Raw genomic sequence first — 22,869 nt, forward strand, 5'->3', positions numbered from 1 at the left:
TCCGGCCGGGGTGCGGCTCCCGTTACGAGGAGACGGGCTCGCGGTCGTCCTGGGGGTCCTCGGCGAACTGCTCGAGGAACGGCTCGACCGCGGCGCGCCAGCCCTCCGGCTGGTCGTAGTGGACGAGATGACCGGCGTCCGCCACCTCCGCGTACTGCCCGCGCGGCAGTACGCGGACCATCTCCTGGGCCTCCGCCCGGCCCAGTTCGCCGTCCAGCCCACGGACCACCAGTGTCGGGCAGCGGACCTGCGCCAGCTCCTCCCAGTGCGCGTCGTGGACCCAGGTCGCGCGGGACTGGAGCATCTGGCGGCGGGAGAAGACCGGCCGCCAGCCGTCGGCCCGCTCGGCCATCACCTCGGCGAAGAACTCGCCGCGGGACGGGTTCGGCCGCTCCACCCAGGGGTCGTCCTCGCCGAACCACTTCCGTACGTCGGAGAGCGTCGCGAACGGCAGCGGCCATGACTTGAACCAGTCCTCCCACTCCCGCTGAGAGGCGGCGCCGAGCGCGGAGGCCCGCATGTCGCAGATGATCAGGGCCCGGACGAGATCGGGGCGCTTCGCGGCGAGCTGCCAGGCGGTGAGGGCGCCCATCGAGTGGCCGACGACGGTGGCGGGGCCGAGGCCGAGCTGTTCGATCGCCGCCTCGGCGTCGGCGACGTACGCGTCGCGGGTGTACGGGCCTTCGGCCGGCTTCTCGCTGCGGCCGTGCCCCCGCTGGTCGAGGCCCACGGCCCGGTGCCGCTCGGCGATCCAGCGGGTGGTGGAGGCCCAGTGGGAGGCCCGGCCCATCAGTCCGTGGAGCAGTAAGACCCCGGGGGCGCGCTCGCCCTCGGTACGCCCCTTGGGCGGATCGGCGAACTCCCAGGCCGCGAGGCGTACGCCGTCGGATCCCGTCACATCGATGCGCCGCACCATATGTCCTGGCACCCCCTTCTGGTCCTCGATCACCGCTCGCTCACCGTGCGGTCGCGTCACGCCAGACTATCGAACCTTTATTCGAACAACGGGTTCCGGCTCGTAACACCCCTCGTTCGAGTGACAGCCCCCAAGGATTGACGTCGGCCCCGGCGGGGAGATCTTCTTCGGGAGGCGGACCACTCGGGGATGAGGGCCCGCGGGGACCGACCTTGAGAGCTCGGGGCTCCAGGTCGGAACAGGGGAGGACAGGCCCCGGCGCCGCGCGGCGCCGGGGCCCTCCCATGTCAGGGGGGCGTGCGGGACGGTCTGCGCCGGAGTGCGGTCGCCCGGGGCGACCGGGCCCGCGGGCGCCGGATCGTGCGCGGGCGGAGCGAACCGGCCGGGCGCAGTCGTCGCGGCGGCCGGGCTCGTGACAGTCACCTTCTGGTGCACATGCCAGTACGACGGGCGCATCTCCTGCTCCCTCCCCGACCGCGTGGCCAGGCGGCCGCCACTCTCAGGTATGCCTCAGCCACAGCCTGGCACGCGATCCGCCCGAGCGCTGCAATTCCGGACGGAAAAACGGAAAGCGGACGTTACGCTTCAATATCTCGGTCAGCGCTTGGCGACGAAGACGTGCGAAGCCACCTCGGCGTCCAGCTCCGCCGCCTCGCCACTGCTGCCGACCAGCACCCCGCCGGGCGACTGGGTCACGCTGACCACGGAACCGGGCTGCACGCCCGCCCGCCGCAACGTGTACATCAGCTGGGCGTCCGTCTGGATCGGCTCACCGATCCTCCGCACCACCACGGTCTTGCCCTCGGCTCCCGGGTCGAGCTCCGACAGGCTGACCATGTCCGCGTTCAGGAACGGGTCGGCCTCGGCCTTCTCGCCCAGCTCCTCCAGCCCCGGGATCGGATTCCCGTACGGGGACTCCGTCGGGTGCCGCAGCAGCTCCAGCACCCGGCGCTCCACGGCCTCGCTCATCACGTGCTCCCAGCGGCAGGCCTCGGCGTGCACCTGCTCCCACTCCAGGCCGATCACGTCGACGAGCAGGCACTCGGCGAGCCGGTGCTTGCGCATCACCCGGGTCGCCAGCCGGCGGCCCTCCTCCGTCAGCTCCAGATGCCGGTCGCCCGCGACCTGCACCAGCCCGTCGCGCTCCATGCGCGCCACCGTCTGGCTGACCGTCGGACCGCTCTGGTCCAGCCGTTCCGCGATCCGGGCGCGCATGGGGACGACGCCTTCCTCTTCGAGTTCGAGGATGGTGCGGAGATACATCTCCGTTGTATCGATCAGTCCGGACATTCGTGCCCCTCGATGCTGTGACATGAAAAACGCCGTCAACGCCATGCGCTGGCCCTCAGCCAATTCTGACGCATACCTCCGACAACCGTGCCGCGCCGACCGAACCCTGGACCACGCGTGCGGCCCCGGGCGGTGTTGACAGGTCACTGGTCCAGACCGCAACGTGATCCGCGGCACGGACACCCCACGGTCACCCACCCCGCCGAAAGGGCCTCCTCGATGAGCGACAGCAAGCTGGCCGGTCAGTTCCTCGACGCAGCGATCGGCCTGCTGGAGCGCGTACGCGACGAGGAGGCCGGCAACATCGCGGCCGCCGGGGCCGCGATCGCCGACACCGTCGCGGCCGGCGGCCGGCTCTTCGCGTTCGGCGCCGGCCACTCGTCGCTCGCCGCCCAGGACGTCGTCTACCGGGCCGGCGGGCTGGCCCTGATGAACCTTCTCGCCGTGCCCGGCACGCTCGGCGTCGACGTGATGCCCGCGACGCTCGGCTCGGCGCTGGAGCGGGTCGACGGTCTGGCCGGTGCCGTGCTGGACTCCAGCCCCGCGAGAGCGGGCGACCTGCTCGTGATCATCTCGCTCTCCGGACGCAACGCGCTGCCGGTCGAGATGGCACGGGACGCCCGCGCCCACGGACTGACGGTCGTCGGTGTCACCTCGGTGGCGTACGCGGACGCGACACGGTCGCGGCACAGCTCCGGCGGATTCCTGCGGGACCACTGCGACATCGTCCTCGACAGCAAGATCGCCGTCGGTGACGCGGAGCTGACCGCGGAGGGAATCGAGGCACCGTTCGCGCCCGCATCGACGGTGGTCACCAGTGCGCTGATGCAGGCGATGATGGCCGCGGCCGCGGAACGGCTGGTGGAGCGGGGGATCGAGCCGCCGCTGCTGCGGTCCGGCAACGTCGACGGCGGCCACGAGTGGAACGGGCGCGTGATGACGGAGTACGCGGACCGGATCTTCTACCGGCAGTAGCGGAACCGGCGCCCGGCACGCACACGCAGCCGGTGCGTGCCGGCCCGGTGCCCGCACCGCGCTCAGCGCCGGAGCGCCTCCGCGGGTGGGACCCGCGACGCCCGCCAGGCCGGGTACAGACCGGCCAGCAGACCCGTCGCCAGGCCCAGCGCCGGGGCCGCGGCCAGGGTGAGCGGTGCGATCACCGGCGTCCACTCCCGGAACGCCGACACGGCCACCACGACCGCCGTGCCCACGGACGTCCCGACCACCCCGCCGAGCAGCCCCAGCGCCCCCGATTCGGTGAGGAACTGCACGGTGATGTGCCGGGAGCGGGCGCCCAGCGCCCGTCGCAGACCGATCTCCCCGGTTCGTTCCATGACGGCGACGAGCGTGGTGTTGGCGATACCCACGGCGCCGATCACCAGGCAGACCACGGCCAGGAGCAGGAAGAGCTGTCCGAGGTCGTCGCCCACGGCGGTGCGCAGCGCCCTGGGATCCGGCGGCGGGATCGGGCGGAGATATTCGGGGTGATCGGGCCGCAGGGCCAGCGGCGCCTCGTCGGCGATCTGGGTGGCTGCGCCGAGGCGCGTGGAGACCAGCATCCTGGCCCGCTCGTCCTTCGGTTGTCCCCAGATGTGTTCGGCGGTCGTGCGGGGAACCAGGACCGACAGCAGCAGGTCGGGTTTGCGCCGGACGTCGTCCATGATCCCGATGACGGTGAACGGGGTGTCACCGATGAAGACGGCAGGCTGGGTCCGCAGCGTGTGGATCCCGAGGCGCGCCGCGATGGACGAGCCGATCACCGCGACGCGCTGACGGCCCGAGTCGTGGAAGGTGTCGTACGCCCGGCCCTGGGTGAAGTGCGGGCCGGCCGCCGCCAGCACGCCGGGTGAGGCGGCCACGACGGGAGTGCGGGCGACCGCGCCGTTCGCAGCGCCGATCGGCGACGAGCGGACGGTCTGTCCGGGGTCCAGCCGGACCTTCCAGTAGACCCCCGCGGCCTCGGTGCCGTTCAGCCTCTCCATGCGGGCGTCGGCGTCCTTCGGGAAGGACAGGGCCACGCGTCCGGCGTCCCGGCCACCCGTGTCCTCGACGGTGACTTCCGTTGCCGAGAGGGCATTGAACCGGGTGTCGATCTGGGACGCGGCGGTACCGGTCAGACCCAGTACGGCGACGAAGGCGCCGACCCCGAGCACGGTGCCGAGCGAGGTCAGGGCGGAACGGGCCGGTCGCTGGAGCACACCGGCCACGGCTTCCGCCAGCAGATCCCGTGCGGCAAGCCGGGACCGGCCCGCCACCGGGGTCCGCCTGGGGGTGAAGTTCAGCTTCATGCGGTTACCTGACTGGCCGCGCGTCGGTCAGCACACCGTCGCGAATGGTGATCGTGCGCTGGCCGCGGGCGGCCACCTGCGCGTCGTGGGTGATGACGGCGATGGTCATGCCGTCCTCGTGGAGCCGGTCCAGCAGATCGAGGATGGCCGAGGCGGTCTCCGTGTCGAGATTGCCGGTCGGCTCGTCGCAGAGCAGCAGCGACGGCTCCGCGACCAGGGCGCGCGCAATGGCCACGCGCTGCCGTTCGCCGCCCGACAGCTGGGTGGGCAGCGCGTGCGCACGGTGCCCCAGACCGACCCTCGTCAGTACGGCGGCGGCCCGGCGGCTGCGCGCACGCCGGGGCGTGGACTGGTAGAGCATGGCCAGTTCGACGTTGTCCTGCGCACTGCGGTGGGGCAGCAGATGGAAGGACTGGAAGACGAAGCCGATCCGCTCGCTGCGCAGCGCCGCCCGCTGCGCCTCGTCGGCCGCGGCGGTGTCGATGCCGTCCAGGAAGTACGTACCCCGGGTGGGGGTGTCCAGCAGTCCCGCGATGTTCAGCAGGCTGGACTTCCCGGAGCCGGACGGGCCGACGATCGTCACGAACTCCCCGCGGTCGATCCGCAGGTCGCACGGGCGCAGCGCGGTGACCGGGGGCGGGCCGGGGTAGGTCAGGCCCAGGTCCCGCATGAGGATGACCGGGGTGTCGGCGGGCTGCTCCGTCACAGGCGGTCCGCAGTGTCGCCACGGGTGTCCACGCCGACGATCACCTGGTCGCCCGGCGCCAGGCCGCCCCGCACCGTCGGAGTGATCTCCGCGTATCCGTCGGCGGTCATCCCCGTACGGACGGCCACGCGGCGATCTCCACCGGCCTTGCGCACGGTCACCGTGGTGCGTCCGTCCGCGCCCGCCGAGACGGCGGAGACCGGCACGGCCAGGACGCTGCCGGACGACGAGGCCGCTGCGATGGTCAGGCGTACGTCCTCGCCCACCAGGCTCGCCGGAAGCTTCCCGGTGGGCCTGATCCTCACCGCGTAACCCTCCGCGCTCTGCGGTTCGCCGCCCTTCTCCTTGCCGGTCGGCCGCTGGGCGACCGACTGCACGGTCCCGGTGAGCTGCTGCCCGGTGGACTCGGAGGCGATGTCGACCTTCTGACCGGGGCGCAGCAGCCCCTTCTGGTAGGCGGCCACCGATCCGTTGACGACCAGACCGCCGGCCGACACGGACACCAGATCCGGACCCGCCTCCTCACCCACCTCGGCCGCGACGTCGTCCACCTGCGCCGAGGCCGAGCGTACGAAGACGACTTCGGACATCGGGACCACGGAACCCGACCCGGCCGGGTCGGCCGTCGCCGCACCGGACCCGGGGTCGCTCTTGTCCGAACCGGCCGTCGCCGGCTCGAAACCGATGGCACGGTAGAAGGCGGCGACGGCCTTCTCCGTACCGGGACCGAAGACGCCCGCCCTGTCGCCGCCCGTGGAGTGGCCGACGGCGGCCAGCGCCTTCTGCAGCTGCGTGACGTCCTCGCCCCGGCTGCCGGTCCGCAGGTCCCGGTACGCCGGGAGTGCGCCCTTCAGCACGAAGACGGGCCGGCCCGAGATCTCCAGCAGCACCTGCCCCATGTGGAGCGGACGTCCCGGCCGGACCCGCACCTTGGTCACCACGGAACGTCCCACCGCGCTGCCGCCGACGCCCGCCCCCGATACGGAGACGTGCTGCGAGGCGGCCACCTGGCCGCGGGCCACGACCGTCTCGGAGAGGACCTTCCGCTCCACCGGAGCGGTGATCACATCCGGCGCGGGCGGTCGGGTCTCGGCCGCGGCCTGGGCCGGTGACTTGAGCAGTGCGGCCGAACCCACCCCGGCCGCGGTCACCACCACGGAACCGGCGAGCACCGCCATGAGCAACCGGCGGCGACGCAGCAGACCGTGCCTGTGCGGGGAGCCGGCCGCCTCGGCCTGCGGGGAGGGACTCTGGTCAACCATGCGCGCGCTGTCCTTACTTCGCCGCGGAAACAAGCTTCGAGGCCTTCTTGACGGCGGTGTCGAGCGCCCGCCGGTCCGTCTGGAGCTGCTCCGCGTGCTGCTCGATCGCCTGCTTCTGCAGGGCCGCTTCCGCCTTGAACCAGATCCTCGCCACGTCGGTCCTGTCGCGGCACGTGATGTCGGTGGTGGCCGTGGATATCTCCTCGGCGGAGACGTCCTCCGAACCGAACTTCGGATTGTCGCTCGCGTCCAGCGGCTCCTTGTAGTCGTAGCCGCTCTTCTTCATGCAGCCCGACCAGGCGGCGAACGCCTTCACCACCGCGGGGTCCTGCTTGGCCTTGATGAACGCGCCGTTGCCGACGTCGATCGCGGTGCGGGCCTCGACCGCCGCCGTGTCGATCTTCCGGTTGGCGGCGCCGATGCAGCCACCCTTCGGGACCTTCCGGCCGTCCACGTCCTCGCTCGTCCCGTTGAGTACGCCGATCTCGGCCTTGTCCGACGAACTGCGGTCCTGGGCACCTTCCTTGAGTGCCGCGTCGTACGCGGCCATCTCCGTGGCGGCCGGCTTGTAACCGCGCTCCCTGGACAGGTTCATGTCGTGGATGCCGTAACGCCAGTCGGTGAGCGTCTTCGGGCCCACCTTCGGCAGATCCGGAGCCGGGACCCAGTTGAACCCGAACCCCTTCATGCAGTCACCGACGAGAAGCTTCTTCGCCTGCGAGAGCTGCTGCTGCTCCTCGTCCGTCGGCAGGTAGGCCTGGATCGGAAGCACCCATGTCGCAGGATCGCCCGACGCCGAGGTCGTCGCGGAGCCGTCGTCCTGCCCGCCTGACGAACACCCGGCGACGGAGACCGAAAGGGCCGCCGTGACCAGGAGCCCCGCGCCGGCCCTGCACATCCTGAATCGCTTGAACATCTGATCTTCCGTGTGGAGCTGAATGAGGCTGCCGGGCGCCCGTGCTGTGGCGCACAGACACCCGGCCGTCACCGGATCACTGGGTCACCGGATCGCGATGGATCACACGCTTCGTCAGCTCTTCCACTGGAACGAGGCGTTGTTGTTGTATGTCGCGTCGAGCTGGTTGACCGTGCCCCAGACGATGTCGGAAGCACCCTTGTAACCGCTGTTGTAATACAGGTAACCGAAGTAGCTGGAATGCGTGTTGCGCGCGGAGGCTGCATTGTTCTTCACGCGCTGGCCGCTGCCGGCCGACTTGAAGCCGCAGAAGGTGAGGGGGCCGTACGACGTCCCGTTGGCGACCGAGTCGAAGTCGTAGACCGCGTAACCGATGTTGCGGTAGTCGCCGCCCAGGTTCGAGTTGTAGTAGAGGCGGAACTTGAACGTGTTGGACGAGTCGTAGTTGCAACCGAACCAGTAGTTGTCGTAATCGGCGTCAGCGGCGGCCGGGGTGGCGACACCGACGGCGAGCGCGAGGGCAACGGCAGAGGTGGCAGTGGCAGCAGCAATTCTTGAACGCATTGTCTTCATACCTTTTTCTGTGGATGTGCTTTCGAGTTGCCCAAGTGATCCGAGTGACCCGCCCGGCGGTTACGCCCCGAAGGGCCGCACGCAACCGAGGACCCGAACTCCACAGGAGTCACCCGACACACCACAGGCGTGGATTAATTCCCGGACTCTCGTCACCAATTCGTCCACCATGCGGGCAACACTCCTCTCACCAGGGCTAGTTGATGTTGCGTCAGGATACGACAGGGAGGATGTGTACGCATAGAAAAACATTCGGATTCCAGGGCAGCGCAATAGCGCCACCTATTCCGCTATAAATACCCATCAGCGATGATCATCTCTGATATGGGATATGGGAAGGTAACTGCCGCCCTTCACCATCTGTCCAGCCCATTCGGACGATTTCGCCCCCGGCCGGGCCAGGCTCAGCCGCCCAGCACCTGAGCCAGGTCCACCGCGCCCGCCACCCGCACCGCGACACTCTCCGCGTACGCCGCGTCCGGACGCTCGAAGGCCGTGCGATGTGCCGCCCGCAGGAACGTCACCACGCCCAGCGTCCGGCCCCGGCTGCGCATCACGGCGCACAACGCGTGCACCGAACCCTTCGGCCACTGACGCTCATCCGCCCACGCCTCGGCACCGGGGCCGGCGCTCGACCGGACCGAACCCGTCCGGTCCACCGCCTGCAGCGCCGGATGCCCCGGCGCGTACCGCAAGGGAAGGCCGCCGCCGGCCACCGGCAGACACGGCCCCGGAGCATCGGCCGGCGTCGCCGCCGCCCGCACCAGCCGCTCCCCCACCAGCGCATCGATCAGCACATGGTCGGCGAACCCCGCGAGCGCGAAATCCAGATAGGACGTCGCCGCCTCCATCGGGTCCTCGCACTCGGCCGCCGACCGGCACGCCCGGTACAGCTGATTCGACCGGAACCGCACCCGGTCCGCCTCCTGCGCCGCCAGCTTCTCCGCCGTCACGTCCTGGAACAGCCAGCCGACCCCCAACGGCACCGGCTCCTCCGCGAGCGGCGACGCCAGCTGCAGAAACCCGCTGCGCCAGCAGCGCCGCCGGTCCCCGTCCGCCGACCGCAGCGTCACCCACAGCTCGGTGGGCGCGGGTGGCTGCCCCTCGGCCAGGACATGCTGCAGCGCACCCTCGAGCTCCTCCACCCCCTGCACGACCAGCTCGGCGAGCGGACGCCCCAGCAGCGTCGTACGCCCACCGCCCAGCGCCCGCGCCGCACACGCGTTGACGACCGTCGGCCGCAGATCCACATCCACGAGGACCACACCCCACGACGCGTCCTCGAACAGCGCCTCGCTCAGCGCGATCGACCGCTCCAGATCGATCTGCGCATGCACCTCGCTGAACGCGCAGTACACCCCGGCCGGCTTCCCGTCCGCACCCCGGACCCCGGCCGACTGCATCCGCACGAGCACCCGCCCGCCGTCCTTGCGCAGCAGAGCGAACTCATGCACCTGACGCCCCGGCGCATCCATGGCGGCCATCAGCCGCCCCTGCACCTCGCCCACGTCCGCACTGCGCACCGCCCACCCGGCGAACCCGGGCCGCCCCACAGCCTCCTCGGCCGACCAGCCGAGAATCCGCTCCGCCTCACGGTTCCAGTGTGTGATCGTGCCGTCCGCGCCGAACGCACAGAGCGCCGCGTCCATCCCGTCGAGCAACGCCGCAAGCAGCTCCGACCCGGGGATCGGGTCGGGGCCGAGGGCATCAGTGGTCCCGCTGCTCGTGGAAGCGCTCATCCCGGACCCCCTGCAGGACGTGTCCGCCATTGCCGCACGTCAGACCATTGAACTCGAACGTGACCCAGCACACATCGACTTCCAGGAAATCCGCCCTGTCTCCGGCGCAGCATCCGGTCTGCCAACACGCCGAACGATCACACATTCGAGCATCACCGGAAAATCACGCATATGGGCGGTGAACGCCGGTCCCCCGGCCACTCCGAACCCGCCGACGCTCGACCACGAGGCGGGGGCCGGGACCGTGCGCGTGCCCCGGCAGGTCCAGGTCGTTACGGCAACCGGGCGCGGAAGCGCGGAAGCTACGCCCGCACCACCCCCGACCGGTACGGATTCCCCCGGCTCGCCCGCGCGCGTCAGAAGCGGCATCACGGCTTCGCCACCGGCGACCTCGTCCACGCCTCCGTATCCAAGGGCAAGTGGGCAGGCACTTGGACCGGACGCATCTCCGTCCGCGCCTCCGGGAAACACAGCCTCAGCACGCCGGTGGGACGCTGCACCGTGTCCCACCGGAACCTTCGACCACTGCAGCGTGCCGACGGATACGCGTACAGCTACCGGCAGGAAGTCACCGAATAAATGGGTTGAGACATTCGCCGACGGTTCCTAGGCTGCTGCCAGCGAAGAAAGGAGGTGTTCCGGAAGTGATTTCTTCTCGGACTCGTGAGGTGACTGCGGGCTGACGCCCGTCGTCGCGCTCTTGCAGTGCAGGCCGGTCGCCGGCCAATCCCAAGCAGTCACCGACCCGCGGGCTCGCCGGTAAGTCCGGCCGGCCCCTCCGTAAGGAGGGACCAGAGCCCGCGGGTTTCTGCGTGTGCGGGGCCGCCCGGTCACGGGGAGAGGCGCTCCACCCGCCAGTCGTCGCCCTCGCGTACGTATCGCAGCCGGTCGTGCAGCCGGTTCTCGTGGCCCTGCCAGAACTCGATGGTCTCCGGTACGACGCGGAAGCCGCCCCACTGCGGGGGGGCGGGGATGTGTTCGCCTTCGGGGTAGCGGGCCGCCAGCTCGTCGTACCGGTCGATGAGCTCCTGCCGGGAGCCGATCACGGCCGACTGTTCGCTCGCCCAGGCGCCCAGCTGCGAGCCGTGGGGGCGGGTGCGGAAATAGGCGACCGTCTCCTCGCGGGCGATGCGGGCCGCGGCGCCGGTGACGACGACCTGGCGGGCCAGCGGGTGCCAGGGGAAGAGCAGCGAGACGTACGGGTTGGCGTCCAGTTCGCGGCCCTTGCGGGAGTTGTAGTTGGTGAAGAAGACGAAGCCCCGGGCGTCGTACTTCTTCAGCAGCACCGTGCGGGAGGACGGACGGCCGTCGGGGGTGGCGGTGGAGACCACCATGGCGTTCGGCTCGTAGACCATTCCACCTGCGGCGATCTGCCGGAACCAGTGGGCGAACTGATGCATGGGGTCGGCGGCGAGCGTGTCCTCGGTGAAGGCCTCGGAGCGGTACTGCTCGCGCATCGCCGCCGGATCGGTGGTGGAATCGGAAGGGGAATCTGCGGTGGGCACGGGATCATCCTGCCGCAGCGGCCCAGTTTGCCCGGCGAGGAGGGGTGTCAACCGCGCATCGGTAATGCCGGGGGCTGTGCGGGATGTCACGCTTCCCCGCGTCGTGGGAACCCGCCAATATCTTGGGGCAGGCCACTGTGGCCTCCGTACAGCCGCCGATTCGAGGGAGCCGCATGATGTCCGACTTCGTACCCGGGCTCGAGGGAGTCATCGCGTTCGAGACGGAGATCGCCGAACCCGACAAGGAGGGCGGTTCGCTCCGCTACCGCGGGGTCGACATCGAGGATCTCGTCGGGCACGTGTCGTTCGGGAACGTGTGGGGTCTGCTGGTCGACGGGGCGTTCAACCCCGGTCTGCCGCCCGCCGAGCCGTTCCCGATCCCGGTCCACTCGGGTGACATCCGGGTCGATGTGCAGTCCGCGCTGGCGATGCTGGCGCCGGTGTGGGGTCTGAAGCCGCTGCTCGACATCGACGAGGAGACCGCGCGCAACGATCTGGCGCGGGCCGCCGTGATGGCACTGTCGTACGTCGCCCAGTCGGCGCGCGGTCAGGGGCTGCCGATGGTTCCGCAGAGCGAGATCGACAAGGCGCAGTCCGTCGTCGAGCGGTTCATGATCCGCTGGCGCGGTGAGCCTGACCCGAAGCATGTGAAGGCCGTCGACGCGTACTGGACGTCGGCCGCCGAGCACGGCATGAACGCCTCCACGTTCACCGCGCGGGTCATCGCCTCGACGGGCGCCGATGTGGCGGCGGCGCTGTCCGGCGCGGTGGGTGCGATGTCGGGGCCGCTGCACGGTGGTGCGCCGTCCCGGGTCCTCGGGATGATCGAGGAGATCGAGCGGACCGGCGACGCGACCGCGTATGTGAAGAAGGCCCTGGACAAGGGTGAGCGGCTGATGGGCTTCGGGCACCGGGTGTACCGGGCGGAGGACCCGCGGGCGCGGGTGCTGCGGCGGACGGCGAAGGAGCTGGGCGCGCCGCGGTTCGAGGTGGCGGAGGCGCTGGAGAAGGCCGCGCTGGAGGAGCTGCACGCGCGTCGTCCGGACCGGGTGCTGGCGACGAACGTGGAGTTCTGGGCGGCGATCATGCTGGACTTCGCGGAGGTTCCGGCGCACATGTTCACGTCGATGTTCACGTGTGCGCGTACGGCGGGCTGGTCGGCGCACATTCTGGAGCAGAAGCGGACGGGCCGGCTGGTGCGGCCGTCGGCGAGGTATGTCGGGCCGGGGCCGCGCAACCCCCGGGAGATCGAGGGGTACGGCGACATCACCGGGTGAGCCGCCGGTGTCGGACGGGCGCGGTGTCCCATGTCGGGCGCCGCGCCCTTCGCGTCCGGTCGGACCCGGTGCGGAAGCGGTGGTCCGGGCCGTCCCCGGCGGGCAGCCCAGGCTGACGTATGCCGGGGAGGGGCTGCTCCGGGGCTCAGTTCAGTGCGTCGTCCAGCAGGGCCGCCCACTGTGCGACGACCCTCTGCCGCCGAGCGGTGTCGTCCGTCAGTACGTTGGCCAGGCCGAGGCCGCGGGCCATGTCGAGGAGGCCCTGGACGGTTTCTCGGGTGCCGGGGCGGGATTCGTCGGCCTTCAGGAGTTCGACGGCGATGCGGTGGGTCTCGCGGCCTACGCGGGCTTCGAGTTCGCTGACGCGGGGGTGCAGAGACGCCTCGTTCGAGGCGGCGACCCAGAGCTGGAGTGCGGCGCGGAACAGCGGTCCTGTGTAGAGGTCGACGAGGGCCGCGACGACGGCTGCGCGGCCTTGGACGGGCAGGGTGCGCAGGGCGGCGGAGCGTTCCTCGGCGACGTATTCGACGGCTGCGGTGAACAGGTCCTCGCGGGTGGGGAAGTGGTGCTGGGCGGCGCCGCGCGATACGCCGGCGCGTTCGGCGACGACCGAGACCGTGGAGCCTGCCCAGCCGTGTTCGGCGAGGCAGGCGACCGCGGCTTCGAGCAGCCGTCGGCGGGTGGCGCGGCTGCGGTCCTGCTTGGGGGTCCTGTCGGTGGGGGGCGTCACAACACCCATGCGGGGTCCCGTCGTTCGAGGAAGGCCGTCATCCCTTCCCGTGCCTCGGCGGAGGCGAAGAGTGCTGCCGAGCGGGCGATGAGGTCTTCGGCGTACTGGTCGAAACTTTCCCGCACAGTAGCTGTGACCAGCTCCTTCGATGCTGCCAGCCCCTGTGGTGAGGCTCGGCGCAGTCCGTCCAGTACGGGTGTGAGCGCCTTGTCCACGTCGTCGGCGGCGAGGGTGATCAGGGAGATCCGGGCGGCTTCGGCAGCGTCGAAGCGTTCTCCGGTGAGGTAGTAGCGGGCGGCGGCGCGTGGGTCGGTGCGGGGCAGCAGGGGCAGGGAGATCACGGCGGGGGCGAGGCCGAGCCGGGATTCGGTGAGGGCGAAGGTGGATGCTGGTCCGGCGGCGGATATGTCGCAGGCGGCGAGGAGTCCGAGGCCGCCCGCCCGGACGTGTCCGTCGACGCGGGCCACCACGGGTTTGGGCAGGGTGACGATCTCCCGCATCAGGGCGACGAACGCTTCCGGGTCGGGGGGTGCGCCGAGGTCCGCACCGGCGCAGAACGTGTTGCCCGTGTGGGTGAGGACCACGGCCCGTACGGTGTCGTCCTCGCCGTATCGGGCGAGGGTTTCGCGGAGTTCGGCGACGAGCCGCGCGGAGAGTGCGTTGCGGTTCGTCTGCGAGTCCATCCGTACGGTGGCGATGCCACGTTCTCGGCCGGTGCGGACCAGTTTCATGCTTCTGTCGCCTTCTCGATGACTGCTTCGTCGGTGCTCTCCCGGTCGCGCAGTTCGCGCCGGAGGATCTTTCCGGAGGTGGCGCGGGGTACGGCGCCGATGAATTCGACCCGCCGGATCTTCTTGTACGGGGAGACGCGCTCGGCGACGTACGCCATGACGTCGTCGGCGGTGAGGTCGTCGGGGGCGACTCCCGCCTGCCGGACGAGATACGCCTTGGGGACTTCGTTGCCGTCGGTGTCGTACACACCGATGACGGCGGCGTCCGCGATCGACGGGTGGCCGAGCAGCAGGGCTTCGAGTTCGGCGGGGGCGACCTGGTAGCCCTTGTACTTGATGAGTTCCTTGACCCGGTCGACGACGTGGAGCCAGCCGTCGGCGTCGACGCGGCCGATGTCTCCGGTGTGCACCCAGCCGTCGGCGTCGATCATGTCGGCGGTGGCCTCGGGCCGGCCGAGGTAGCCCTTCATCACCTGTGGGCCGCGGATGAGTATCTCGCCGTCGGTGTCGATGCCGGCGTCGCGGTCCGGGTCGTCGAGGGAGACGATCCGCATCTCGGTGCCCGGCAGGAGTTTGCCGACGGCGCCCGGTGGCGGGTTCTCGGCGGCGAGCGGGACGACGTGGGTGCCGGGCGAGAGTTCCGTCATGCCGTACGCCTGCCGTACCGGCGGCAGTCCGAGGCGCCGGGAGCAGGCGGCGGCGAGTCCTGCGTCGAGCGGGGCGGCGGCGCTGACGATGTACTCCAGCGAGGACAGGTCGTACTGGGCGACGGCCGGGTGTTTGGCGAGGGCCAGGACGATCGGCGGGGCCACGTACAGTCCGCTGATCCGGTGCTTCTCGATCGCGGTGAGGAATTGGGCGAGGTCGAAGCGCGGCAGGACGACGACGGTGGCACCGAGCCGCAGCGGGGCGTTCATCAGGGCGGTCAGCCCGTAGATGTGGAAGAACGGGAGGACGGCGAGGATCCGGTGGCCGGGGCGCATCGGGATGAACGGCCGCAGCTGCTCCAGGTTGGTGGCCATGGAGCGGTGGGTGAGCATGACGCCCTTGGGTGTGCCGGTGGTACCGGAGGAGTACGGCAGCGCGGCGATGTCCTCGGCCGGGTCGATGGTGATCCCCGGTTCGGGGGCGGTGGAGCCCAGCATGTCGAGTACGGAGGTGTGTCCGTCGGCCCGGTCGCAGACGAATATCTCCTCTATGCCGCCGACGAGTTCGGCGGCGCGGCGGGCGGTTTCGAGGAGCGGGGAGACGGTGACGATCCAGCGGGCGGAGGAGTCACGGAGCTGTTTGGCGAACTCCTCCGCCGTGGCGAGGGGGTGCACGGTGGTGACGGTGGCGCCCGCCCGGGTGGCTCCGAAGAACACGGTCGGGTAGGCGAGGGTGTTGGGGCTGTGCAGGGCGACGACGTCGCCCTTGCGGACCCCGGTGGCGGCGAGCGCCGCCGCGATCCGGCGGTGGAACGTGTCGAGTTGCCGGTAGGTGAGCGTGGTGGTGTCGTCGGTGCCGTCGATCAGGGCGACCGTGTCGCCGTAGGTGCCGGCGGCCTGCCCGAGGACCGCGTCATGGATGGGGAGGTCGAGCGGCTGGACGTCTGCGTACTCGCTGCGGAACACGTTCACCATGGCGGGTCCCTTCGAACGGCGGCTGGAGGGACAGAGTCCCCTGTGTCAGTACGACTTGGGGAGACCCAGGGACTGGTGGGAAACGTAGTTCAGGATCATTTCCCGGCTGACGGGTGCGATCCGGGCGACGCGGGCTGCGGTGATCAGGGAGGCGATCCCGTATTCGCGGGTGAGGCCGTTGCCGCCGAGGGTGTGCACCGCCTGGTCGACGGCTTTCACGCAGGCCTCGGCGGCGGCGTACTTCGCCATGTTGGCGGCTTCGCCCGCGCCGATGTCGTCGCCCTCGTCGTAGAGCCTGGCCGCCTTCTGCATCATCAGGCGGGCCAGTTCGAGTTCGATGTGCGCCTGGGCGAGAGGGTGGGCGATGGCCTGGTGGGAGCCGATGGGCTCCTTCCACACCTGCCGGGTCCGCGCGTACTCGACGGCGCGGCCGAGGGCGTACCGGCCCATGCCGAGTGCGAAGGCGGCCGTCATGATGCGTTCGGGGTTGAGCCCGGCGAAGAGCTGGAGGAGGCCTGCGTCCTCGTCTCCCACAAGTCCGTCGGCGGGCAGCCGCACGTCGTCCAGGACCAGCTCGAACTGCTTCTCAGGTGCCTGGAGTTCCATGTCGATCTGCGAGCGCCGGAATCCTGGGGCGTCGCGCGGGACGATGAAGAGGCAGGGCTTGAGCCTGCCGGTCCTGGCGTCCTCGGTGCGCCCCACGATGAGGGTGGCGTCGGCGATGTCGACGCCGGAGACGAACACTTTCCGCCCGGTGAGCAGCCAGTCCCCGCCGTCGCGGCGGGCGGTGGTGGTGATGCGGTGGGAGTTGGAGCCGGCGTCGGGTTCGGTGATGCCGAAGGCCATGGTGAGGGTGCCGTCGGCGAGGCCGGGAAGCCACTGGTGTTTCTGGGTGTCGGTGCCGAAGCGGGCGATGACGGTGCCGCAGATCGCCGGGGAGACGATCATCATGAGGAGGGGTGATCCCGCCGCTCCCAGTTCTTCCAGGACTATGGAGAGTTCGGCCATGCCGCCGCCTCCGCCGCCGTACTCCTCGGGGAGGTTGACCCCCAGGTAGCCGAGCTTGGCGGCTTCGGTCCACAGTTCGCGGGGGTGGGCGCCGTCCCGGACGAGGGAGGTCATGTAGTCGCGCCCGTACCGCTTTCCGAGTGCGGCGACGGCGGCGCGCAGGGCTTGCTGCTCTTCGGTTTCGAGGGCGGTGCTCATGGGGTCGGTTCCTCCTGTGCGTCTTGTACGACTGCGAGCAGGGCGCCGACCTCCACCTGGAGGCCGGGTGCGGCGTGGAGCGCGGTGAGGGTGCCGGTGGCGGGCGCGAGGATGCGGTGTTCCATCTTCATCGCCTCGAGCCAGATGAGGGGCTGCCCGGCCCGGACGGCGGCACCGGGTGCGAGGCCGTCGGCGAGCCGGACGACGGTGCCGGGCATGGGGGCGAGCAGGGAGCCGGGTTCGGTGCGTTCGGTGGGGTCGGTGAAGCGGGGGAGGGCGGTGAAGGTGTACGAGCCGGTGGCGCCGTCCACGTGGACCCGGTCGTGGTGGGTGGTGAGGCGGAAGCGGTGGGTGACGCCGTCGTCGGTTTCGACGGTGACGTGGCCGGCGGTGGCGGTGAGGATCCGGGCACCGGGGGCGTCGATCGCACCGCTGCGGGTGGTGCGGTAGGTGATCTCGTGTTCGGCACCGTCGGGTTCGCTGCGGTAGCGCCTGGCCTGCGGCTGGGAAGGGAGGTTGCGCCAGCCGCCGAAGCGGGACGTGCCGATGGCATCCGGGTGCCGGGCGGTGTGGGCGGCGGCTGCGGCGAGGGCTGCGAGGTGCCGGTCCGCGTTGTCGTCCGGGGCGCGGGTGAGGGCGTCCAGGTGGCGGTCGTAGAAGCCGGTGTCGGGGCGGGCTCCGGTGAAGTCGGGGTGGCGCAGGGACCGTACGAGCAGCTCGCGGTTGGTGACCGGGCCGTGGATGCGGGCGCGTTCCAGGGCGCGGGCGAGGAGCCGTACCGCCTGGGCGCGGGTGGGTGCGTGGGCGATGACCTTGGCGAGCATCGGGTCGTAGTGCATGCCGATGGAGTCGCCGCCGGTGTATCCGGTGTCGAGGCGCAGGCCGGGTTCGTCCGGTACGTCCAGCGTGAGCAGTGCTCCAGTCTGTGGCTGCCAGTCGCGGGCCGGGTCCTCCGCGTAGAGCCGGGCCTCGACGGCGTGCCCGTGCGGGTCGGGCGGCGTGGTGGGGAGGGGTTCGCCTTCGGCGACGGACAGTTGCAGGGCGACGAGGTCGAGCCCGAAGACGGCTTCGGTGACGGGGTGTTCGACCTGGAGCCGGGTGTTCATCTCGAGGAAGTACGGGCGCCCGTCGGCGGTGACGAGGAACTCGACGGTGCCCGCGCCCCGGTAGCCGACGGCGCGGGCCGCTGCGGTCGCCGCGTCGTGCAGCCGGGTGCGCAGCCCGTCGTCGAGGCCGGGTGCGGGGGCCTCCTCGATGACCTTCTGGTGGCGGCGCTGGAGCGAGCAGTCACGGGTGCCGAGCGCCCACACGGTGCCGTGTGCGTCGGCCATGATCTGGACCTCGACATGCCGGCCGCGTTCGACGTAGGGCTCGGCGAAGACTTCGCCGTCGCCGAAGGCGCTCGCGGCCTCGGCCGTGGCGGCCGCCATCTCGTCGGACAGCGCGCCCAGTTCACGCACGACCCGCATGCCGCGCCCGCCGCCGCCCGCCGCCGCCTTCAGCAGCAGCGGCAGGTCGTCCGCGGTCGCCTGCGCCGGGTCGACGGGTGCGAGCAGCGGCACCCCGGCGGCGGCCATCAGTTCCTTGGCCCGGGTCTTGGACGCCATCATCTCGATGGCCTTGACCGGCGGGCCGACCCAGACGAGCCCGGCGTCCTGCACGGCCCGGGCGAAACCGGCGTTCTCGGAGAGGAAGCCGTAGCCGGGGTGCACGGCGTCGGCGCCCGCTGTGCGCGCGGCGCGTACGACGAGATCGCCGCGCAGATAGGTGTCGGCGGGCGCGGCCCCCGGCAGCCGCACGGCGGTGTCGGCCTCCCTGACGTGCAGTGCGTCGGCGTCCGCGTCCGAGTACACGGCGACGGTGGCGATGCCCAGTGCACGGCAGGTGCGGAAGATCCGGCAGGCGATCTCGCCCCGATTGGCGACGAGCAGGGTGCTGATCATGTTCGTCCTCACATCCGGAAGATGCCGAAGCCGCCGCGGGCGCCTTCGACCGGGGCGGTGTGGATCGCGGACAGGCAGATCCCGAGGACGGTCCTGGTGTCGCGCGGGTCGATGACCCCGTCGTCGTACAGCCGCCCGGAGAGGAACATCGGCAGCGACTCGGACTCGATCTGCTGCTCCACCATGGCGCGCAGCCCGGCGTCGGCCTCGTCGTCGTAGGGCCGTCCCTTCGCTGCGGCGGAGGCCCGGGCGACGATGGACAGCACGCCCGCGAGCTGCTGCGGGCCCATCACGGCGGACTTGCTGCCGGGCCAGGCGAAGAGGAAGCGGGGGTCGTAGGCGCGGCCGCACATGCCGTAGTGCCCGGCCCCGTACGAGGCACCCATCAGCACGGACAGGTGCGGGACCCTGGAGTTGGACACCGCGTTGATCATCATCGCGCCGTGTTTGATGATGCCGCCCTGCTCGTACTCCTTGCCGACCATGTAGCCGGTGGTGTTGTGCAGGAAGAGGAGGGGGATGTCGCGCTGGTTGGCGAGCTGGATGAACTGGGCGGCCTTCTGCGACTCCTCGCTGAACAGCACCCCTTGCGCGTTGGCGAGGATGCCGACGGGGTAGCCGTGCAGCCGGGCCCAGCCGGTGACCAGGCTCGTCCCGTACAGCGGTTTGAACGCGTCGAAGTCGGAGCCGTCGACGAGCCGGGCGATCACCTCGCGCGGATCGAAAGGGATCTTGAGATCTCCGGGCACGATCCCGAGCAGCTCGTCCTCGTCGTACTTCGGCGGCTCGGCGGGTCCCGGATCGGCGTGGGCCTTGCGCCAGTTGAGCCGGGCGACGATCCGCCGCGCCTGGCGCAGCGCGTCGTGCTCGTCGACGGCGAAGTGATCGGCGAGTCCGGAGGTGCGGGCGTGCATGTCGGCGCCGCCGAGGGACTCGTCGTCGCTCTCCTCGCCGGTCGCCATCTTCACCAGCGGCGGTCCGCCGAGAAAGACCTTCGACCGCTCCTTGATCATGACGGTGTGGTCGGACATGCCGGGGACGTACGCCCCGCCGGCCGTGGAGTTCCCGAAGACGACCGCGACGGTGGGGATGCCGGCGGCGGAGAGCCGGGTGAGGTCCCGGAACAGGGCGCCGCCGGGGATGAAGATCTCCTTCTGGGACGGCAGATCGGCCCCGCCGGACTCGACGAGGCTGATGCAGGGCAGCCGGTTGGCGAAGGCGATCTCGTTGGCGCGCAGGGCCTTCTTCAGGGTCCAGGGGTTGGAGGCGCCGCCGCGTACGGTCGGGTCGTTGGCGGTGATCAGGCACTCGACGCCCTCGACGACCCCGATGCCCGTGACGAGCGAGGCGCCCACGGCGTACTCGCTCCCCCAGGCGGCGAGCGGCGACAGCTCCAGGAACGGTGTGTCGGCATCGACCAGCAGCTCGATCCGCTCCCGGGCGAGGAGTTTGCCGCGCCCGCGGTGCCGCTCGACGTACTTCTCGCCGCCGCCCGCGAGGGCCTTGCCGTGCTCGGTGTCGAGCTCGTCGAGCCGGTCGAGCATGGTGGCGCGGTTCGCGGCGTATTCGGGACTCGTCGTGTCGAGCCCGGTGGCCAGGACGGTCATGCGTGCGCCTCCGGTGCGTCGGTGTTCTCGAGCAGGGTCACGGGGATGGGTACGTGCCTGGACCGCAGCCACTCCCCCACCGCCTTGGCCTGCGGATCGAAGCGGGCCTGTGCGGCGACGCCCTCGCCGAGGAGACCGTGGACGACGAAGTTCAGCGCGCGAAGGTTCGGCAGGACGTGCCGCACGACGGTCAACTCGGCGGTTTCGGGGAGCAGTTCCCGGAATCGATCGACGGTCAGTTCGTGCGCCAGCCAGCGCCAGGCGTCGTCGGTGCGGACCCAGATGCCGATGTTGGCGTCACCGCCCTTGTCGCCACTCCGGGCGCCGGCGACACGGCCGAGGGGGGTGAGCTGAGTCAGTCCGGCAGGCAGGGGTTCGGGGAGAGCGGGCTCGTCCACTTCCTCGAGCGCCCTTGTCCGTACGGGTGGTGCCACCCGCTCCCTTCGCCCGTCCGGCCCCACGGCGACGTGCTCGACGTCCTCCGCCGGTACGTACCTCGCCTCGAAGACTCCGTAGGGCGCGCCCTTGCCGGGCGGGGCGGTGACATGAAAGCCCGGGTAGCTGCCGAGGGCCAGCTCGATCGCGGCCCCGGAGACCGACCTTCCGACGGACTCCGGGTCCTGGTCGCGGACGACGAGCCGGAGCAGGGCGGCGGCGGTCTCCTCGGTGTCGGCGTCGGCCCTGTCGGTACGGGCCAGTTCCCACCGCACCTCGTCGGGAGGCCCGGTACGGGACCCGGTGAGCGCCTGCGCGAACTGGTCCTGCACCAGCTGCGCCTTGGCCTCGATGTCGAGCCCGGTGAGCACGAAGACGACCTCGTTGCGCCAGCCGCCGAGCCGGGTGAGCCCCGCCTTGAGGGTGGGCGGCGGGGCCTCGCCGCGCACCCCGGAGATCCGGACCCGGTCGGGCCCTTCCTGGGTCAGGCGTACGGTGTCGAGCCGGGCGGTCACGTCCGGCCCGGCGTACCGGGCGCCGCCGGTCTCGTAGAGGAGCTGGGCGGTGACGGTCCCGACGTCGACGAAGCCGCCCGTGCCGTCGTGCTTGGTGATGACGGACGACCCGTCGGCGTGGATCTCGGCGAGCGGGAAGCCGGGCCGGCGGATGTCGTGGCCGCGGAAGAAGGAGTAGTTCCCGCCGGTGGCCTGGGTGCCGCACTCCAGGACGTGCCCGGCGACGACGGCCCCGGCGAGGGCGTCGTGGTCGTCCGGACCCCAGCCGAAGTGGGCGGCGGCGGGGCCGGTGACGAGGGCGGCGTCGGTGACCCGGCCGGTGACGACGACATCGGCCCCGGCGCGCAGGCATGCGGCGATGCCGTGGCCGCCGAGGTAGGCGTTGGCGGTGAGGAACCCGTCGGGCACGGGCAGGCTGTCGCCCTCGACATGCGCGACCCGGACCGGAACGCCCACCTTGCGCGCCAGTTCGTTGACGGCCCCGGCGAGTGCGGCCGGGTTGAGCCCCCCGGCATTGGCGACGATCTTCACACCGCGCTCGTGGGCGAGCCCGAGGCCTTCCTCGAGCTGCTGCAGGAAGGTGGTGGCGTAGCCGCGGGCGGGGTCCTTGAGCCGGCTGCGCCCGAGGATGAGCATGGTCAGCTCGGCGAGGTAGTCGCCGGTGAGGACGTCGAGGGGGCCGTCGGTGAGCATCTCGCGTACGGCGTCGAAGCGGTCACCGTAGAACCCGGAGGCGTTCCCGATCCGCAGCGGTGCGGCGGTCATCGGGCGCCGCCCCGCGCACCACCGCCGGGGGCATCACCCGCGGGTGCGCGACCGGGTCCGGGCGGACCGGCGAAGGCCTGGGCGATGTCGAGCCACTGGCCGGCGTCGGCCCCGAGGGCGCGGACGGCGAGGTCGTCACGGTGGGCGCGCCGGGTGACGAGGAGGCAGAAGTCGTACAGCGGTCCGGTGACACGCTGCGCCGCTTCCTCGGGCCCGAATGCGATCACCTCGCCGCCGGGGGCTTCGAGTTCGACGCGGAACTCGTCGTCGGGTGCCTTGATCCCCCGTACGAGGAAGGCGTAGTCACGGGTCCGCACCCCGATCCGGGCGATGTGGCGCAGCCGGGCGGTCGGGGCGCGTACGGCGCCGAGGGCGTCGGCGACGTCCTGCCCGTGCGCCCAGGTCTCCATCAGCCGCGCGGTCGCCATGGACGCGACGCTCATGGGCGGCCCGTACCAGGGGATGCGGGTGCCGGGCGGGGCGGCACGCAGGGCTCGTCGGAGCCGGTCGCGCCCGTCGCGCCAGCGTGCGAGCAGCACGGCCGGCTCCTCGGCCGCGAGTTCCTCGGCGGCCTGGTCGACGAAGCTGTCGGGTGCCGCCTGCGCCTTGGCGACCTCCGCGGCGAAGGCGTCCGGGTCGGTGACGGCGAGCAGGGCGACCTCGTCGGTCCAGGTCAGATGGGCGATCTGGTGGGCGACCGTCCAGCGCTCGGCGGGGGTCGGCCCGGCCCATTGCCCGGCACTCAACTCCGCTACCAGCAGGTCGAGTTCGTCGCTCTCGCTACGCAGATCGTCGAGCACGGCTGCGGCATCGGACACGGTGCGCTCCCCTCGGGGCGTGGCG

General features: G+C 71.1%; 20 protein-coding genes. 3 read left to right on the forward strand and 17 right to left on the reverse strand.

All coding sequences use genetic code 11. The annotated features are described in order from the left end of the window. Positions 1–22: 22 nt before the first annotated feature. Positions 23–916 carry an alpha/beta fold hydrolase gene (locus tag OG963_RS20950; protein WP_093778238.1) on the reverse strand — a complete coding sequence of 298 codons (894 nt, stop codon included), beginning with the start codon at positions 914–916 and terminating at the stop codon, positions 23–25. A 597-nt stretch (positions 917–1,513) separates the two neighbouring features. Continuing rightward, positions 1,514–2,206 carry a metal-dependent transcriptional regulator gene (locus OG963_RS20955; RefSeq protein ID WP_030926443.1) on the reverse strand — a complete coding sequence of 231 codons (693 nt, stop codon included), beginning with the start codon at positions 2,204–2,206 and terminating at the stop codon, positions 1,514–1,516. 219 nt (positions 2,207–2,425) lie between these two features. Between OG963_RS20955 and OG963_RS20960 the strand changes: the two genes are divergently transcribed. Then, positions 2,426–3,181, forward strand: a complete 756-nt coding sequence (locus OG963_RS20960) for an SIS domain-containing protein (RefSeq protein WP_093778239.1) — start codon at positions 2,426–2,428, stop codon at positions 3,179–3,181. 62 nt (positions 3,182–3,243) lie between these two features. Here the strand turns inward: OG963_RS20960 and OG963_RS20965 are convergent, their stop codons facing one another. The 6 genes from OG963_RS20965 to OG963_RS20990 all read right to left on the reverse strand — a co-directional run bounded on the left by OG963_RS20965 (position 3,244) and on the right by OG963_RS20990 (position 9,690). Then, positions 3,244–4,494: an ABC transporter permease gene (locus OG963_RS20965; protein ID WP_319324228.1), complete on the reverse strand. Its 1,251-nt coding sequence runs from the start codon at positions 4,492–4,494 to the stop codon at positions 3,244–3,246. Positions 4,495–4,498: 4 nt separating this feature from the next. Beyond that, positions 4,499–5,164, reverse strand: a complete 666-nt coding sequence (locus tag OG963_RS20970; protein ID WP_093931163.1) for an ABC transporter ATP-binding protein — start codon at positions 5,162–5,164, stop codon at positions 4,499–4,501. 32 nt (positions 5,165–5,196) lie between these two features. Further along, positions 5,197–6,462 carry a peptidoglycan-binding protein gene (locus OG963_RS20975; protein WP_093931111.1) on the reverse strand — a complete coding sequence of 422 codons (1,266 nt, stop codon included), beginning with the start codon at positions 6,460–6,462 and terminating at the stop codon, positions 5,197–5,199. Between the two features lie 13 nt (positions 6,463–6,475). Next, positions 6,476–7,378 carry a hypothetical protein gene (locus tag OG963_RS20980; RefSeq protein WP_234322168.1) on the reverse strand — a complete coding sequence of 301 codons (903 nt, stop codon included), beginning with the start codon at positions 7,376–7,378 and terminating at the stop codon, positions 6,476–6,478. Between the two features lie 114 nt (positions 7,379–7,492). Then, positions 7,493–7,942 (reverse strand): hypothetical protein, encoded by a 450-nt coding sequence (locus OG963_RS20985; RefSeq protein WP_030926452.1) that lies wholly within the window; start codon positions 7,940–7,942, stop codon positions 7,493–7,495. Between the two features lie 413 nt (positions 7,943–8,355). Continuing rightward, complete coding sequence (locus OG963_RS20990; RefSeq protein ID WP_093778245.1) at positions 8,356–9,690, reverse strand: PAS domain-containing protein; 1,335 nt, start codon at positions 9,688–9,690, stop codon at positions 8,356–8,358. A 171-nt stretch (positions 9,691–9,861) separates the two neighbouring features. Here OG963_RS20990 and OG963_RS20995 point away from each other — a divergent pair, with 171 nt between their 5' ends. After that, positions 9,862–10,269: a hypothetical protein gene (locus OG963_RS20995; protein WP_319740065.1), complete on the forward strand. Its 408-nt coding sequence runs from the start codon at positions 9,862–9,864 to the stop codon at positions 10,267–10,269. A gap of 251 nt (positions 10,270–10,520) precedes the next feature. On the opposite strand, the gene pdxH is transcribed toward OG963_RS20995, so the two are convergent. After that, the gene (pdxH, locus tag OG963_RS21000) at positions 10,521–11,147 is read right to left on the reverse strand and encodes a pyridoxamine 5'-phosphate oxidase (protein ID WP_093778353.1); all 627 of its coding nucleotides are present in this window, start codon (positions 11,145–11,147) and stop codon (positions 10,521–10,523) included. Positions 11,148–11,371: 224 nt separating this feature from the next. Here pdxH and OG963_RS21005 point away from each other — a divergent pair, with 224 nt between their 5' ends. Continuing rightward, positions 11,372–12,472: a citrate synthase 2 gene (locus OG963_RS21005; protein WP_030926457.1), complete on the forward strand. Its 1,101-nt coding sequence runs from the start codon at positions 11,372–11,374 to the stop codon at positions 12,470–12,472. Between the two features lie 145 nt (positions 12,473–12,617). Here OG963_RS21005 and OG963_RS21010 read toward each other — a convergent pair whose 3' ends face one another. From OG963_RS21010 to OG963_RS21045, 8 genes are read right to left on the reverse strand one after another with little or no spacing between them, the layout of a single operon-like run. Next, entirely contained in the window at positions 12,618–13,211 is a 594-nt protein-coding gene (locus tag OG963_RS21010; protein WP_093778247.1) for a TetR/AcrR family transcriptional regulator, read from the reverse strand. After that, positions 13,199–13,933 (reverse strand): enoyl-CoA hydratase family protein, encoded by a 735-nt coding sequence (locus OG963_RS21015; RefSeq protein ID WP_030926459.1) that lies wholly within the window; start codon positions 13,931–13,933, stop codon positions 13,199–13,201. The genes OG963_RS21010 and OG963_RS21015 overlap by 13 nt, the downstream gene beginning before the upstream one ends. Further along, the gene (locus OG963_RS21020; protein WP_319324217.1) at positions 13,930–15,555 is read right to left on the reverse strand and encodes a 4-coumarate--CoA ligase family protein; all 1,626 of its coding nucleotides are present in this window, start codon (positions 15,553–15,555) and stop codon (positions 13,930–13,932) included. The genes OG963_RS21015 and OG963_RS21020 overlap by 4 nt, the downstream gene beginning before the upstream one ends. A gap of 45 nt (positions 15,556–15,600) precedes the next feature. Next, positions 15,601–16,761, reverse strand: coding sequence for an acyl-CoA dehydrogenase family protein (locus OG963_RS21025; RefSeq protein WP_093778251.1), 1,161 nt, complete (start codon positions 16,759–16,761; stop codon positions 15,601–15,603). Further along, positions 16,758–18,704, reverse strand: a complete 1,947-nt coding sequence (locus OG963_RS21030) for a biotin carboxylase N-terminal domain-containing protein (protein WP_319740068.1) — start codon at positions 18,702–18,704, stop codon at positions 16,758–16,760. Before OG963_RS21030 ends, OG963_RS21025 begins: the two co-directional genes overlap by 4 nt. 8 nt (positions 18,705–18,712) lie before the next feature. Then, complete coding sequence (locus OG963_RS21035; protein ID WP_030926463.1) at positions 18,713–20,311, reverse strand: acyl-CoA carboxylase subunit beta; 1,599 nt, start codon at positions 20,309–20,311, stop codon at positions 18,713–18,715. Next, positions 20,308–22,026 carry an acyclic terpene utilization AtuA family protein gene (locus OG963_RS21040; protein WP_371799321.1) on the reverse strand — a complete coding sequence of 573 codons (1,719 nt, stop codon included), beginning with the start codon at positions 22,024–22,026 and terminating at the stop codon, positions 20,308–20,310. Before OG963_RS21040 ends, OG963_RS21035 begins: the two co-directional genes overlap by 4 nt. Then, positions 22,023–22,844 (reverse strand): TIGR03084 family metal-binding protein, encoded by an 822-nt coding sequence (locus tag OG963_RS21045; protein WP_371799322.1) that lies wholly within the window; start codon positions 22,842–22,844, stop codon positions 22,023–22,025. Before OG963_RS21045 ends, OG963_RS21040 begins: the two co-directional genes overlap by 4 nt. Positions 22,845–22,869 lie beyond the last annotated feature (25 nt).

This window comes from Streptomyces sp. NBC_01707 (assembly GCF_041438805.1).
GTDB lineage: Bacteria > Actinomycetota > Actinomycetes > Streptomycetales > Streptomycetaceae > Streptomyces.

What these genes read in the sequence shown, in the direction of transcription:
- OG963_RS20950 (WP_093778238.1), bottom strand. Translation starts at nt 916, where the DNA reads ATGGTGCGGCGCATCGATGTGACGGGATCCGACGGCGTACGCCTCGCG.
- OG963_RS20955 (WP_030926443.1), bottom strand. Translation starts at nt 2,206, where the DNA reads ATGTCCGGACTGATCGATACAACGGAGATGTATCTCCGCACCATCCTC.
- OG963_RS20960 (WP_093778239.1), top strand. Translation starts at nt 2,426, where the DNA reads ATGAGCGACAGCAAGCTGGCCGGTCAGTTCCTCGACGCAGCGATCGGC.
- OG963_RS20965 (WP_319324228.1), bottom strand. Translation starts at nt 4,494, where the DNA reads ATGAAGCTGAACTTCACCCCCAGGCGGACCCCGGTGGCGGGCCGGTCC.
- OG963_RS20970 (WP_093931163.1), bottom strand. Translation starts at nt 5,164, where the DNA reads ATGCGGGACCTGGGCCTGACCTACCCCGGCCCGCCCCCGGTCACCGCG.
- OG963_RS20975 (WP_093931111.1), bottom strand. Translation starts at nt 6,462, where the DNA reads ATGGTTGACCAGAGTCCCTCCCCGCAGGCCGAGGCGGCCGGCTCCCCG.
- OG963_RS20980 (WP_234322168.1), bottom strand. Translation starts at nt 7,378, where the DNA reads ATGTTCAAGCGATTCAGGATGTGCAGGGCCGGCGCGGGGCTCCTGGTC.
- OG963_RS20985 (WP_030926452.1), bottom strand. Translation starts at nt 7,942, where the DNA reads ATGCGTTCAAGAATTGCTGCTGCCACTGCCACCTCTGCCGTTGCCCTC.
- OG963_RS20990 (WP_093778245.1), bottom strand. Translation starts at nt 9,690, where the DNA reads ATGAGCGCTTCCACGAGCAGCGGGACCACTGATGCCCTCGGCCCCGAC.
- OG963_RS20995 (WP_319740065.1), top strand. Translation starts at nt 9,862, where the DNA reads ATGGGCGGTGAACGCCGGTCCCCCGGCCACTCCGAACCCGCCGACGCT.
- pdxH (WP_093778353.1), bottom strand. Translation starts at nt 11,147, where the DNA reads ATGCGCGAGCAGTACCGCTCCGAGGCCTTCACCGAGGACACGCTCGCC.
- OG963_RS21005 (WP_030926457.1), top strand. Translation starts at nt 11,372, where the DNA reads ATGTCCGACTTCGTACCCGGGCTCGAGGGAGTCATCGCGTTCGAGACG.
- OG963_RS21010 (WP_093778247.1), bottom strand. Translation starts at nt 13,211, where the DNA reads ATGGGTGTTGTGACGCCCCCCACCGACAGGACCCCCAAGCAGGACCGC.
- OG963_RS21015 (WP_030926459.1), bottom strand. Translation starts at nt 13,933, where the DNA reads ATGAAACTGGTCCGCACCGGCCGAGAACGTGGCATCGCCACCGTACGG.
- OG963_RS21020 (WP_319324217.1), bottom strand. Translation starts at nt 15,555, where the DNA reads ATGGTGAACGTGTTCCGCAGCGAGTACGCAGACGTCCAGCCGCTCGAC.
- OG963_RS21025 (WP_093778251.1), bottom strand. Translation starts at nt 16,761, where the DNA reads ATGAGCACCGCCCTCGAAACCGAAGAGCAGCAAGCCCTGCGCGCCGCC.
- OG963_RS21030 (WP_319740068.1), bottom strand. Translation starts at nt 18,704, where the DNA reads ATGATCAGCACCCTGCTCGTCGCCAATCGGGGCGAGATCGCCTGCCGG.
- OG963_RS21035 (WP_030926463.1), bottom strand. Translation starts at nt 20,311, where the DNA reads ATGACCGTCCTGGCCACCGGGCTCGACACGACGAGTCCCGAATACGCC.
- OG963_RS21040 (WP_371799321.1), bottom strand. Translation starts at nt 22,026, where the DNA reads ATGACCGCCGCACCGCTGCGGATCGGGAACGCCTCCGGGTTCTACGGT.